The 12,194-nt window shown below is 67.2% G+C and carries 13 protein-coding genes and 1 tRNA gene; 10 read left to right on the forward strand and 4 right to left on the reverse strand.

All coding sequences use genetic code 11. The features are described from left to right. Window positions 1-7 precede the first annotated feature (7 nt). Genes AC1VV3_RS10265 through AC1VV3_RS10275 form a run of 3 tightly spaced genes read left to right on the forward strand, consistent with a single transcriptional unit; the run spans window position 8 to window position 795 of the window. Window positions 8-436, forward strand: coding sequence for a hypothetical protein (locus AC1VV3_RS10265; RefSeq protein WP_132269702.1), 429 nt, complete (start codon window positions 8-10; stop codon window positions 434-436). Next, window positions 433-624 (forward strand): helix-turn-helix transcriptional regulator, encoded by a 192-nt coding sequence (locus tag AC1VV3_RS10270; RefSeq protein ID WP_132269704.1) that lies wholly within the window; start codon window positions 433-435, stop codon window positions 622-624. The genes AC1VV3_RS10265 and AC1VV3_RS10270 overlap by 4 nt, the downstream gene beginning before the upstream one ends. A gap of 3 nt (window positions 625-627) precedes the next feature. Beyond that, window positions 628-795 carry a hypothetical protein gene (locus AC1VV3_RS10275; protein WP_165921540.1) on the forward strand — a complete coding sequence of 56 codons (168 nt, stop codon included), beginning with the start codon at window positions 628-630 and terminating at the stop codon, window positions 793-795. A 31-nt stretch (window positions 796-826) separates the two neighbouring features. On the opposite strand, the gene AC1VV3_RS10280 is transcribed toward AC1VV3_RS10275, so the two are convergent. Beyond that, window positions 827-2,158, reverse strand: coding sequence for a glycosyltransferase family 39 protein (locus tag AC1VV3_RS10280; RefSeq protein WP_465127729.1), 1,332 nt, complete (start codon window positions 2,156-2,158; stop codon window positions 827-829). Between the two features lie 206 nt (window positions 2,159-2,364). Between AC1VV3_RS10280 and AC1VV3_RS10285 the strand changes: the two genes are divergently transcribed. From AC1VV3_RS10285 to AC1VV3_RS10300, 4 genes are all read left to right on the forward strand, one after another. Further along, a complete protein-coding gene (locus tag AC1VV3_RS10285; protein ID WP_314469060.1) occupies window positions 2,365-3,117 on the forward strand; it encodes an alpha/beta hydrolase in 753 nt (250 codons plus the stop codon). A 32-nt stretch (window positions 3,118-3,149) separates the two neighbouring features. Continuing rightward, a complete protein-coding gene (locus AC1VV3_RS10290) occupies window positions 3,150-4,022 on the forward strand; it encodes a tetratricopeptide repeat protein (protein ID WP_465127731.1) in 873 nt (290 codons plus the stop codon). Continuing rightward, a complete protein-coding gene (locus AC1VV3_RS10295; RefSeq protein ID WP_132269712.1) occupies window positions 4,019-5,011 on the forward strand; it encodes an LLM class flavin-dependent oxidoreductase in 993 nt (330 codons plus the stop codon). Before AC1VV3_RS10290 ends, AC1VV3_RS10295 begins: the two co-directional genes overlap by 4 nt. A 97-nt stretch (window positions 5,012-5,108) precedes the next feature. Then, window positions 5,109-6,335, forward strand: a complete 1,227-nt coding sequence (locus AC1VV3_RS10300; RefSeq protein WP_465127732.1) for an NAD(P)/FAD-dependent oxidoreductase — start codon at window positions 5,109-5,111, stop codon at window positions 6,333-6,335. Here AC1VV3_RS10300 and queG read toward each other — a convergent pair. Continuing rightward, window positions 6,319-7,434 carry a tRNA epoxyqueuosine(34) reductase QueG gene (queG, locus tag AC1VV3_RS10305; RefSeq protein ID WP_482961682.1) on the reverse strand — a complete coding sequence of 372 codons (1,116 nt, stop codon included), beginning with the start codon at window positions 7,432-7,434 and terminating at the stop codon, window positions 6,319-6,321. The two genes, AC1VV3_RS10300 and queG, sit on opposite strands and share 17 nt — an antisense overlap. 126 nt (window positions 7,435-7,560) lie before the next feature. Here queG and AC1VV3_RS10310 point away from each other — a divergent pair, with 126 nt between their 5' ends. Continuing rightward, window positions 7,561-8,502 (forward strand): ABC transporter ATP-binding protein, encoded by a 942-nt coding sequence (locus AC1VV3_RS10310; protein ID WP_482962089.1) that lies wholly within the window; start codon window positions 7,561-7,563, stop codon window positions 8,500-8,502. Next, complete coding sequence (locus AC1VV3_RS10315; RefSeq protein WP_465127733.1) at window positions 8,499-9,731, forward strand: ABC transporter permease; 1,233 nt, start codon at window positions 8,499-8,501, stop codon at window positions 9,729-9,731. The genes AC1VV3_RS10310 and AC1VV3_RS10315 overlap by 4 nt, the downstream gene beginning before the upstream one ends. A gap of 22 nt (window positions 9,732-9,753) precedes the next feature. On the opposite strand, the gene AC1VV3_RS10320 is transcribed toward AC1VV3_RS10315, so the two are convergent. After that, a tRNA-Leu gene (locus AC1VV3_RS10320) sits at window positions 9,754-9,838 on the reverse strand. A gap of 83 nt (window positions 9,839-9,921) precedes the next feature. Then, window positions 9,922-10,203: an integration host factor subunit beta gene (locus AC1VV3_RS10325; protein ID WP_132269721.1), complete on the reverse strand. Its 282-nt coding sequence runs from the start codon at window positions 10,201-10,203 to the stop codon at window positions 9,922-9,924. Between the two features lie 277 nt (window positions 10,204-10,480). On the opposite strand from AC1VV3_RS10325, the gene AC1VV3_RS10330 reads away from it, so the two are divergent. Beyond that, complete coding sequence (locus AC1VV3_RS10330) at window positions 10,481-12,136, forward strand: peptide MFS transporter (protein WP_482961683.1); 1,656 nt, start codon at window positions 10,481-10,483, stop codon at window positions 12,134-12,136. Window positions 12,137-12,194 lie beyond the last annotated feature (58 nt).

Below are 12,194 nucleotides of genomic sequence, written 5' to 3' on the forward strand. Positions count from 1 at the left end.
ACTCCAGATGGCAGGCACACAGCAGGCGCGTCGCCGCTACATGATGCGCTTCTTGCCGATCACTCTGGCCTATGTGGCCGGGATCGCGCTGGCGACGGCGCTGATTCCCGATCATGCACCGGCCGACGTGCGGACTATCTCGCTCTCCATCCTGCCAGGCCTTGCCGTGATCGGGTGGCTCTGGGCGATGGGCCGCCTGCTCGTCGAACTGGAAGACGAATATCTGCGCATGCTGGAAGTCCGCAAATTTCTGGTCGCCACCGGCATGACCCTGGCGGCGACGAGCATGTGGGGCATTCTCGAACTCTACTCGCCGGAAGTTCCCCGGTTTCCCGTGTTCTTCGTAATGCCGCTATGGTGTCTGGGGCTGGCGGTTGGAGCTCTGTTCAATCGCCTGACGTTCGGAAGCATGAAGGCCGGGGCGGATCACTCTTGAAGAACCGCCTCAAGGTCCTGCGCGCCGAGCGTAGCTGGAGCCAGCAAGACCTCGCCGATCGCCTGGAGGTGAGCCGTCAGAGCGTGAACGCCATCGAAACCGGCAAGTACGACCCCTCGCTGCCACTGGCATTTCGCATTGCCGAGGTCTTTGCTATGAGGATCGAGGAAATATTCCTGAAGGGGTGAGCGATGTCGGGTCGAATTGGCGGGATAGGCTTGTGGATGGCGGCGGCGCTTGCGCTCGCCATCGGCCTGATCCTGCTCGATGCGCGCACCTCCAGCCATCGCAAGGTCGAAAGCGCCGAGGCCACGCCTGGAACCGTGATCGTGCGCGTGATCGGGCCGGCGCTGCTCTGATCTGCTCCTGATATGGCCGGCTGCCGATCCTTCAGTGGATCGTCGGCTTGCGCCGCGCCCAGGCCAGGCGCTCCACCCCGGTTGCCACAAGCCAGCCCACGGTCATGCAGATGAAGGGCATGACCGGATAATGGAAGCGTGACTGCCCGGAAAACAGCAGGCAGATCAGCGTCGGATAGAGCGCCACGCCGTAAGGCAGCAGCCACCATCCCGCCCAGCGCGTCCTTTCGCGCAGGCGGCGCAAGGTCATTACCGCGAAAGCCGCCGCGAACCCGATCATCAGCAGCGCGTAGTAGCCCTGGTTGGCATAGCGGACCGCGCGGTAGAATGCCTCGAAGCGGGGATAGTTCGGTGCGCCGCCCTGATAGGCCCATTCCGCCTCTCCGTCCGGCAGCCAGAGGCGCATGAGCTTCCTGGGCGCCAGAGCGGCGAACTTGACGGGATTCTCGCGGATCCACGCGAGACCCATGCGCGCGGCCTCCTTGTCGCTGGCCACCTCGTCGAGGTCGGTCCGCGCCATGAACCGCTGCACGACCGGGGCGTTCGGCGTGAAATCGCCGGTGGCGCTGTCATGGTTGCCGGTCAGCAGGGTGTAGCCGCCATTGGTGGAGACGGCGACCCAGTGGCCGAGCCGGGCGTGGTTGCGCGCCGTCCACGGCGCCACCACCAGTGCCGCGACGGCGATGACGATCAAGCCCTCCACCAGCAGGCCGGGAAGCCGGCGCCACATGCCCCGCGCGCGCAGCCAGTCGATGGCGAAGATCAGAGGTACCACCACCAGCGTCTGCGCTTTCACCAGGGTCGCGAAACCGAAGATCAGTCCCGCGCCGATCAGCTGCCAGCGGTTGGTGCGCGCCATCACCGCCCAGCAGCCCGCGAGCAGCAGCATGGTGTAGAACACTTCGGTCAGCGCGAGCGGGACGTAGGCGATGGCATTGGGATAGACCGCCAGCAGCAGCAGGCCGCCGCGCGCCGCCGCCTCGCTGCCGAAGATGTGGCGGCCCAGCGCCAGCGTCAGCAACCCGGTCAGCATCGAGGCGCCCAGGTTGAACAGTCCCAGCGAGACTTGCGAAATGCCGAACTGGTGGAACATCACGGAAAGCGCCAGCGGCAGGCCCGGGGGCCAGAACGCGGTCGGCAGGCCCTTGTCCATGTAGCCCTGCCCAGCGGCGAGACCCGCCGCGCGCGCAAAGTAGGACGCGGCGTCGGATGTGGGCGTCACGTCGATCAGCAGCACCGCCACGCGCAGCGCGAAATAGAGCGCCCAGATCGCCAGCAGCACCGACCGCTCGGTGGCGAACCATTCGAGGCGCAGGGCGAGCCGGCTGGGGCGGGTCGGAAAGTCGAGAATCTGCGCGGACATTCTTGGACGACTTCCTGTTTCCGGCGCTCGGGCCGCGACCTGGTGCAGATGCCTTCAGGGCATCTTACGATCGGCGCCTGTCCGCCAAATTCGCCCTCGGCAAATTCCAGATGGCCTCTTAAGCCGCGATCGGTGTGGGCCGCAACCGGAACTCTGCCGATATCCGGGCCTTGTCCTCGCTGCCGCGCGACCCCAGATGGGCGGCCATGACCGAGACACGTTATCTGGAGCTGCCCGACGGGCGCCGTATCGCCCACCGTTTCACCCCCGGCACCGGCCCCACGATCGTGTTCCTGCCCGGCTACATGTCGGACATGGCGGGCAGCAAGGCCACGGCCCTGTTCGAGATGGCCCAGGCCAGCGGCCGCCCCTGCCTGCTGCTCGACTATTCCGGCTGCGGCGACAGTCCGGGCGATTTCGCCGAAGGCACGCTCTCCCGCTGGCGGGACGAGGTCCTTGCCGTGATCGCCGCCGCCGCGCTGGAACAGGTGGTGCTGGTGGGCTCGTCCATGGGCGGCTGGCTCATGCTGATGGTGGCAGAGGCGCTGGCCGGCAAGGTGCGCGGCCTGATCGGCGTGGCGGCCGCGCCGGACTTCACCGACTGGGGCATCGCCCAGATGGACAAGAACATTCTGGCGGATGGCGAAACGCTCTGGGAAGACAATCCCTACGGTCCCGAACCTACCCCCACTCACCCCGGTTTCTGGGCGGACGGCCAGGCCAACCTCATGCTCGGCAAGGAAATCGCCTTCGACGGTCCGGTTCGCCTGCTGCACGGCCAGCGCGACGCCGAGGTGCCCTGGGACGTTTCGGTGAAACTGGCCGAGCGCCTGCGTTCAGCCGACGTGCAGGTCGCGCTGATCAAGGACGGTGACCACCGCCTCTCGCGCGAGTCCGACATCCACCTGCTTCTCCGCACGGTTGCCGAACTGGTCCTCGCCCGCGATCCGGCGGCTTGATCCTGCCCTGATCCTGCTAGGACCGTCTTTCCATGCCCATCCTTCTTCCCCTCATGCTGATGCAATCCACCCTCGACGCGGGGGGCATTTCCAGCCCTTACGCCTCGGCGCTCCCGCGTGAGATCGTCGAGAAGAAGGAGGACGAGGAACGCAAGCGCCGCACCGAATCGGCGCAGTTCGCAGGGCCTTTGCCGCTCCGCGCCGAGAACGGCTGCCTGCTGGCGGTGGAGGCCGATCCCGAGCGCTCGGCCGAAGTGGCGCGCAAGGCGCTTTCCAGCGCCCAGGGCCGCGAGCGCGTGCGTGCGGGGTTGTGCCTGGGCGTGGCGCTGGCCGATCTCGACCGCTGGGCCGAGGCGCGCACGGTCTTCGTCCAGGCCCGTGATGCCGCCGATCCCGGCGACCATCTCAGCCGCGCCCGGCTGGGCGCCATGGCGGGCAATGCCGCCCTGGCCGACGGCAAGGCAGGCGAGGCGCTGACCCTGCTGGCGCCCGCCGCAGTGGAGGCCAAGACCGCCAGCGACGGCTCGCTCGGCGCGTCCATCGCGCTCGACCGCGCCCGCGCGCTCGTCTCGCTGGGCCAGAACGAGGAAGCCGGGCGGGCGCTTGCCGATGCCCGCACCGCCGATCCCGACAATCCGCAGGCCTGGCTGCTCTCCGCCACGCTTGCGCGCCGCCAGAAGCAGTTGATCGAGGCACAGACCCAGATCGAGAAGGCTGCGCAGCTCGCCCCGCAGGATGCGGAGATCGGGCTGGAAGCTGGCGTGATCGCCGTGCTCGGCGGGCGCGACGATGCCGCCCGGCGCAGCTGGAACTCCGTGGTCACGATGAGTCCTGAAAGCCCGTCCGCCGCCACCGCCAAGGAATATCTCGCCCAGCTTGGGCCGGAAGGAACATCGAAGCCATGACGCCACTCTCCGTCCTCGATCTCGTCTCCGTGCGCGAAGGCGGCACTGTCGCCGAAGCGCTCGCCATTTCCGCCCGCACCGCGCAGGCCGCCGAAAAGGCCGGCTATTCGCGCTACTGGGTGGCGGAACACCACGGCATGGACGGGATCGCGGGCGGAGCCACGTCGGTCGTGCTCGCGCATATCGGCGCGGCCACCTCCACGATCCGCATCGGCGCGGGCGGCATCATGCTGCCCAATCACACGCCCTACATCATCGCCGAGCAGTTCGGCACGCTGGCTGCGCTGTTCCCCGGCCGCGTCGACCTTGGCCTCGGCCGCGCGGCGGGTGCGGACGGGCGGCTCGCCAATGCCCTGCGCAAGGACATCCACGGCGCGTCCGAGCGGTTCCCGCAGGATGTCGTGGAACTCCAGGCCCGCTTCGCCGGACAGGCGGTGGGCGGCGTTTCCTCGCCCCAGGCCGACGGCGCGGACGTGCAGATGTGGATCCTCGGCTCCAGCCTGTTCGGTGCCCAACTCGCGGCCATGCTCGGCCTGCCCTATGCTTTCGCCTCGCACTTCGCGCCCGCCATGCTCGATGAGGCCGCCCGGATCTACCGCGAGCGCTTCGAGCCCGGCAAAGTGCTGGACAAGCCGCACTTCATGGCCGGCATCAATGTCGTCGCCGCCGATACCGACGAGGAGGCGCGCTATCTTGCCTCCTCCACGGACCAGAGCTTCGTCGCCCTGCGCACCGGGTCGCCCGGCCGCCTGCCGCCGCCGATCCGCGATTATCGCGAAGGGTTGCCGGGCGCCGCCAAGGCGATGCTGGAGCAAGTGCGCTCGGTCAGCGCGGTGGGCACCCCGGCGCGGGTGCGGGACGAGATCAGGGCCTTCGTGGAGCGCACCCAGGCGGACGAGCTGATCGTTTCCGGCGCGATCTTCGATCCCGATGCCCAGATCCGTTCGCTGGAACTGACGATGGGTGCCTTCGAGGAAGCTCGGGCCTGAGGGCCGTCCTTCGAAATCGCGATATCGTCTTCCACGGCAATTCAATTTCGTGCCGGGGCATTGACCCGGAGGCAAAATTGCTGGAACCCAACCGGCCATGAGCAAGGCAGACGTCGTTATCGTGGGAGCCGGGCACGGCGGTGCGCAATGCGCGATCGCCCTTCGCCAGAACGGTTTCGAGGGGACCATCACCGTCATCGGCCGCGAGCCGGAGCATCCTTACGAGCGGCCGCCGCTCTCCAAGGAATACTTCGCGCGCGAGAAGACCTTCGACCGTCTCTACATCCGCCCGCCGACGTTCTGGGCCGAGAAGGAGATCACCTTCAAGCTCGGCACCGAAGTGACCAAAGTCGATCCGGCGGCGCAGGAACTCGCGCTCTCGGACGGTGAGACTTACGGCTACGGCAAGCTGGTCTGGGCGACGGGCGGCGATCCGCGCCGGCTGTCGTGCTCGGGCGCGGATCTGGCCGGGGTCCATGCCGTGCGCACCCGCGAGGATTGCGACACGCTGATGGCCGAAATCGATGCGGGCACGAAGAACGTGGTCGTGATCGGCGGCGGCTACATCGGCCTCGAAGCGGCGGCAGTGCTCTCGAAGATGGGCCTCAAGGTCACGCTGCTGGAAGCGCTGCCGCGGGTGCTGGCGCGCGTGGCCGGGGAGCCGCTCTCGGAATTCTACCAAGACGAGCACCGGACGCACGGCGTCGACCTGCGCACCGGCGTCGCGGTCGATTGCCTGGTGGGCGATGGCCACAAGGTCACCGGCGTGCAGCTTGCCGGCGGCGAAGTCCTGAGCGCCGAGGCGGTGATCGTGGGCATCGGCATCGTCCCGGCGGTCGGGCCGCTGATCCTGGCCGGCGCGGCCGGAGCCAACGGCGTGGACGTGGACGAATATTGCCGCACCTCGCTGCCGGACATCTATGCCATCGGCGACTGTGCGGCTTTTGCCTGCGACTTTGCGGGCGGCACGGTGATGCGCGTGGAATCGGTGCAGAACGCCAACGACATGGCGACGTGCGTGGCCAAGGCGATCTGCGGCGATGCCAAGCCCTACAAGGCGTTCCCGTGGTTCTGGTCCAACCAGTACGACCTGCGGCTGCAGACGGCGGGCATCAACCTGGGCTTCGACCAGACGGTGATCCGGGGCAATCCCGAGGACCGCAGCTTCTCGGTGATCTACCTCAAGGAAGGCAAGGTCCTGGCGCTCGACTGCGTGAACGCGGTGAAGGACTATGTCCAGGGCCGCAAGCTGGTGGAAGCGGGTGCCAAACCCGATCTCGCGGCGCTGGCCGACAAGGAAAAGCCGCTCAAGGAACTGCTGTAACCGCCGGACCATCCTCCTCGCCGGGCGGCGGGGAGGTGCCGAGGCGCACGGCGGCCCATTGCGCGGCTTCGGCGATGGCGGGGTCCGGGTCGTCCAGCAGGGGCCGCACTTGCGCCATCAGCGCGGTGCTCCCGCTGTTTCCGGCCGCATAGAGACAATTGCGCACGAAGCGGTCGCGGCCGATGCGCTTGATCGGGGAGCCGGAGAACAGCTGGCGGAACCCTGCATCGTCCAGTGTCAGCAGGTCGGCCAGCTCGGGCGCGGTCAGTTCCGCGCGCGGCAGGAAGGCTTTCAGGCGGCTGGCGGTCTCTGCGAACTTGTTCCACGGGCAGACCGCCAGGCAATCGTCGCAGCCATAGATGCGATTGCCCAGCCCCACACGGAATTCTTCCGGGATCGGGCCTTTGTGCTCGATGGTGAGGTAGCTGACGCAGCGCCGGGCATCGAGGCGGTAGGGCGCCGGAAAGGCCTGGGTCGGGCAGACGTCCTGGCAAGCCCGGCACGAACCGCAGCGATCGCGACCCTCGGCGGACAGCGGCAGGTCCAGCGTGGTGTAGATCTCGCCCAGGAAGAGCCAGGATCCATGCTCGCGGCTGACGAGATTGGTGTGCTTGCCCTGCCAGCCCAGCCCGGCGGCGGCGGCCAGCGGCTTTTCCATGACCGGCGCAGTATCGGTGAAGACTTTCACGCCCGCCGGACCCAGCCCGCGCCGGTCGGCTTCCGAAACCAGCCAGCGCGCCAGGTTCTTGAGCGCCTTCTTGACCCAGTCGTGGTAGTCCGCGCCTTGCGCATAGACCGAGATGCGGCCGATTTCCGGCACTTCGGCCAGCTGCAGAGGATCGCTTGCGGGGGCGTAGCTGATGCCCAGCGCGATCACCCGCCGCGCCTCGGGCCAGAGCCCTTGCGGCGAGCGGCGGTGATGGGCGCGCTCCGCCATCCATCCCATCGAACCTTCCATGCCCTCCGCCAGCCAGGAATCCAGCCGCGCCGCCCGGTCCGCATCCTCTTCGGCCGAGGCTATGCCGAAGGCGCAGAATCCCAGCTCGCGGGCTTGCGCCTCGAGATCGCGGGTCAGGACATTCAGCGCATCGTTAACCAAGCTTGCGGACTCTTCGGTTCATAGGCAGGCCTTGGAAACGGCCAGCGGGTGCCTTGAATGAACGTCGCAGTAGGAGATTGGTCCTTGGCCAGCAACTCGGAAGCACTTTCCTCGGCGCCTTCCCCCATGCCCTCCCTCGCCATTGAGGCACAGGGGCTGGTGAAGCGTTTCGATGGGTTCGCGGCCGTCGACGGTGTCGATCTCCGGGTGCCGATGGGGGCCGTCTACGGCATTCTGGGGCCCAATGGCGCCGGCAAGACCACGACCCTGCGCATGCTGCTCGGCATCATCGATCCCGATGCCGGCATCCGCAGGATTCTGGGCTCCGAGCGCCCGCACGACGTTGCCCACGCCATTGGCTACCTGCCCGAGGAACGCGGCCTCTATCCCGCGATGAAAGCCACCGAGGCCATCGCTTTCCTTGGCGCCTTGCGCGGGCTGCCGCTGCGGGAAGGGCGGCGGCGCGCGCACGAGCTGCTCGAACGCCACGGCCTCGGCCATGCCGCGGACCGGCAGATTCGGCAGCTCTCCAAGGGCATGGCGCAGCAAGTGCAGATCCTGGGCACGCTGGTTCACCAGCCGCGCCTGGTGATTCTGGACGAGCCGTTTTCGGGTCTCGACGCGCTGAACCAGGGCAAGCTGGAGCGCATGATCCGCCAGCTCGCCGAAGGCGGGACGACGGTGATCTTCTCCACCCACGTCATCGCCCATGCCGAGCGGCTCTGCGACGACGTGGCGATCATCGCCGGCGGCAAGGTGCCCTTTGCCGGCCCGGTGGACGTGGCCCGCGATCGCATCCCCCAGCAGGTCCGCCTCGAAACGCGCGCGCAGGACGGCTTGTGGAGAGCGGCCCTGCCGGCCGATGCCCGGCGCGAGGGGGCGGTGTGGCACTTCTCGCTGCCGGAAGGCGGTGTGGAGCCCTTGCTGCGCGCCCTGATCGAAGGCGATGCGGGCATTCTCTCGCTGTCGATCGAGCGGGCGGGTCTGCACGATGCTTTCGTCGCCATTGCCGGAGAGGCCGCCGCGCGCGACCTTGCGGCCAGCCCCGGACTGGAGGACAGGCGATGAGGCAGGGTTCCGGCCGTCTTTCCGTCCTCGCTGCCGCCTGGGTCGTCGCCCGGCGCGACTTCACGGCGATCCTGTTCAGCCGCAGCTTCTTCTTCTTCCTGTTGGGGCCGCTGTTCCCCGCCGTCATCGCGGTGCTGGCGGGCAGCCTGGGATCGCGCGTGGATGCCAGCCAGGAACGCCCGGTGCTGGGCGTGGTCATGCAGGCGGCGGACGCAGCGGCGCTCGAGCGCGCCCGCGCCCAGCTTGCGCCCGCGCTTGGTGACGACCTGCCCAGGCTGGTGGTGCTCCGCAGGCTGGCCCCAGGCGAACGCTACGACGCCCGCCAGGCATTGTCCTCGCACAACGCCAGCGCTGCCGCGATACTGACGGGGACGCCGGCCGCGCCGGTCCTGACCGGTCCGGAGGGCCTGATCCAGGCCTGGGGCGGGCCGGTGGCGATGCTCTCCGCCCAGGTTCATTCGGGAGCGGCACTGAGCTATCCGGCCGTGGCGCTGCAGCCGGTCGTGCGCAGCAGTGCGGCCGAACGCAAGGGGCGCTTCGCCACGGCGCAAGGGGCGCAGACCCTGCTGTTCCTGCTGACGATGATGCTGGCAGGCATGGTCCTGTCCAACCTCGTGGAGGAAAAGGGCAACAAGATCATTGAAGTGCTGGCGGCCGCCGTGCCGATGGACGCGGTGTTCCTGGGCAAGCTCTTTGCCATGCTCGGCGTCTCGCTGGTAGGTATCGCAACCTGGGCGGCGGCGGGCGGCCTGCTCTGGCTCGGGGGAGGGATATCGCCGGAAAGACTGCCCGATCCGGCCGTCGGCTGGCCGCTGCTGATCGGCCTGGGCGTGATCTACTTCGCTATGGCCTATCTGCTGCTCGGCTCGGTCTTCCTGGCTATCGGCTCCATGGCGACGACCGTGCGCGAAGTGCAGACCCTGTCCATGCCGGTGACCATGGCGCAGCTCATGGTATTCTTCTTCGCCAGTTTCGCGATGACCCAGCCGGGCAGCGCGGTGGAGATCGCCGCGGTGCTCGTGCCCTTCAGCTCGCCTTTCGCGATGCTCGCGCGCGCGGCGCGGGATCCCGCGCTGCTGCCGCATATCATGGCCATCGGCTGGCAGGTGCTCTGGGTGGCACTGCTGGTGCGCGGCGGCGCGCGGCTGTTCCGGTCGCGGGTGATGAAGTCCGGGCCGGGCGGCCGGGCGAAGCCTCGCCGGATTTGGCTGCGCGGCTTCGGCCGCTGACGGCCGGCTTCGAAAGCAATCCTGGTACGGACGGCGGGACTCGAACCCGCACGATCAAGGATCAAGGGATTTTAAGTCCCCTGCGTCTACCATTCCGCCACGTCCGCACGATGATCGGTGCGCGCGATCTGGCAGATCGCGCGCGGCGGGGCAACCGCGATGAACGCGTTATGCCGCCCGGTTCACCACTTTACTCGACGTTGAGACGGGCCCGCATTTCCTTGCCGGGCTTGAAATAGGGCACGCGCTTTTCCGGCACGTCCACGCTTTCGCCGGTGCGCGGGTTGCGGCCGGTGCGGCCTTCGCGGTGGCGGGTGGAGAAAGCACCGAAACCGCGCAGTTCCACGCGGCCGCCGTCAGCCAGGCGCTGGGCGATCTCGTCGAAGAACGTGTCCACGGCGCGCTCGACATCCTCTGCGCGCAGCTCGGGGTTCTCCTTGGCCATAGCAAGCAGCAGTTCGGATCTGATCATCGCGTGCTTCCCTTTCAAAATGCCCTTCGGAAAATTCCCGAGGTCACTGCGAATCATAATATTTCGCGTGACTTGGTTCCGTCATCTCAAGAAAATGCCATTCCGGTGGTTTTCGCGCAATGGCTCACCGGAGGTAGGGAAAACCCGTCGGTTCCCGCCTGCCAGGCCGCCCTTTTGCGTGTCCTCACCCCATTTACATGCCCGATTTGGCCGCTAACGTTCCCGCTTTCAAGCTTGCGAGACAAGCTTTTCGGGCGACAGGACAAAAGAAGGGCGCATGAAAGAAATAGCAACCTGGAACGAGGGAGACTGGATTGCCGCGATCGGCGCCATTCTCCTGTTTGCCGTGCTGGCCATCGGCGGCGTCATCGCCACGCGCAAGAGCGACGAATTCGTCGGCCATCCTCGCGGTCTGTTCGTGCTGTTCTATGCCGAAATGTGGGAGCGTTTCTCCTACTACGGCATGCGCGCCCTGCTGATCCTGTACCTTACCAAGTTCTGGCTGTTCAATGACGGCAGCGCCAACCTGATCTACGGCGCCTATACCAGCCTGGTCTACATCACCCCGGTGCTTGGCGGCTATCTGGCCGACCGCTATCTCGGCCAGCGCAAGGCCGTGCTGTTCGGCGGCATCGTCCTGGCCGTGGGCCATCTGTTCATGGCCTATGAGGGCATGCACGGCGTCGCCGATCCGGCGGTGAAGCAGGCGGACCCGGCCATCAACGTGTTCTGGCTGGCGCTGGCGCTGATCATCGTCGGCTCCGGCTTCCTCAAGGCGAACATCTCGGTGATCGTCGGCCAGCTCTACAAGATGACCGATTCCCGCCGCGATTCGGCCTATACGATCTTCTACATGGGCGTGAACACGGGCGCCGCGCTGGGTACGATCCTGGTCGGCTACCTGGGCGAGACGATTGGCTGGTCCTGGGGCTTCGGCCTCGCCGGCATCGGCATGCTGCTTGGCCTGCTGATCTTCGTGGCCGGCCGTCCCGCCTTGAAGGGCCGGGGCGAACCGCCCAGGCCGCTGGCGAAGAAGGGCGAACTGACGCTTTACGGCATCGGCCTCGGTTCGGTCGCGGTGATCTGGACCCTGATCCAATACGTCAGCGTGATCCAGTCGCTGCTGGTGGTCTCCGGCATCGCCATGCTGGGCTACACGCTGTACGAGGCGTTCAAGCTGCCCAAGGAACCCCGCGAGCGTATCTTCGCGATCCTGTTCCTGATCGCGCTCAATCCGATCTTCTGGGGCCTGTTCGAGCAGGCCGGCGGTTCGCTAAGCCTCTATACCGACAAGTTCGTGGACCGCGGCGGCGTGCCGACCAGCCTGTTCCAGTCGATCAACCCGATCTACATCGTGCTGTTCGGCCCGATCTTCGCGGCGCTCTGGCAGTTCCTTGGCCGCAAGGGCCTGGAGCCTTCGGCTCCGGCCAAGTTCGGCCTGGCGCTGATCCAGGTCGGCCTCGGCTTCCTGGTCTTCGTCTGGGGTGCGAACAGCGGCGATCCGGCGGCAATGACCTCGGTGCTCTTCGTGTTCCTGATCTATGCGCTGCACACCACCGGCGAGCTGTGCCTTTCGCCCGTGGGCCTGTCCGCGATGACCCGCCTCTCGCCGCTGCACCTCGGCAGCTTCATCATGGGCGCGTGGTTCTACATGACCGCCGTGGGCAACTTCGTGGCCGGCAAGATCGGCGAGGCCACCGGCGGCGAAAGCGGCGTGATGGACAAGGAAGTCACGCTGGGGATCTATTCCACGATCGGCTGGACCACGATCGGCGTTGCCGTGGTGGTCCTGGCGCTCTCGCCGCTGGTGCGGCGCTGGATGCACATCGACACGCTGGAGGATCGCGCGATCGACCGCGATCTCGCGGGCCAGAGCGAAATGGGGCTGGAGGCTCAGGAAGCCGGGTTTCACCCGGTAACCAAGCCGCACTGACCATCGACCGGCCCGGGAAACCCAGCGTTTCCCGGGCCGGATCTTATTTGAACAGGGG

This window comes from Novosphingobium sp. BL-S-34 (assembly GCF_056857015.1).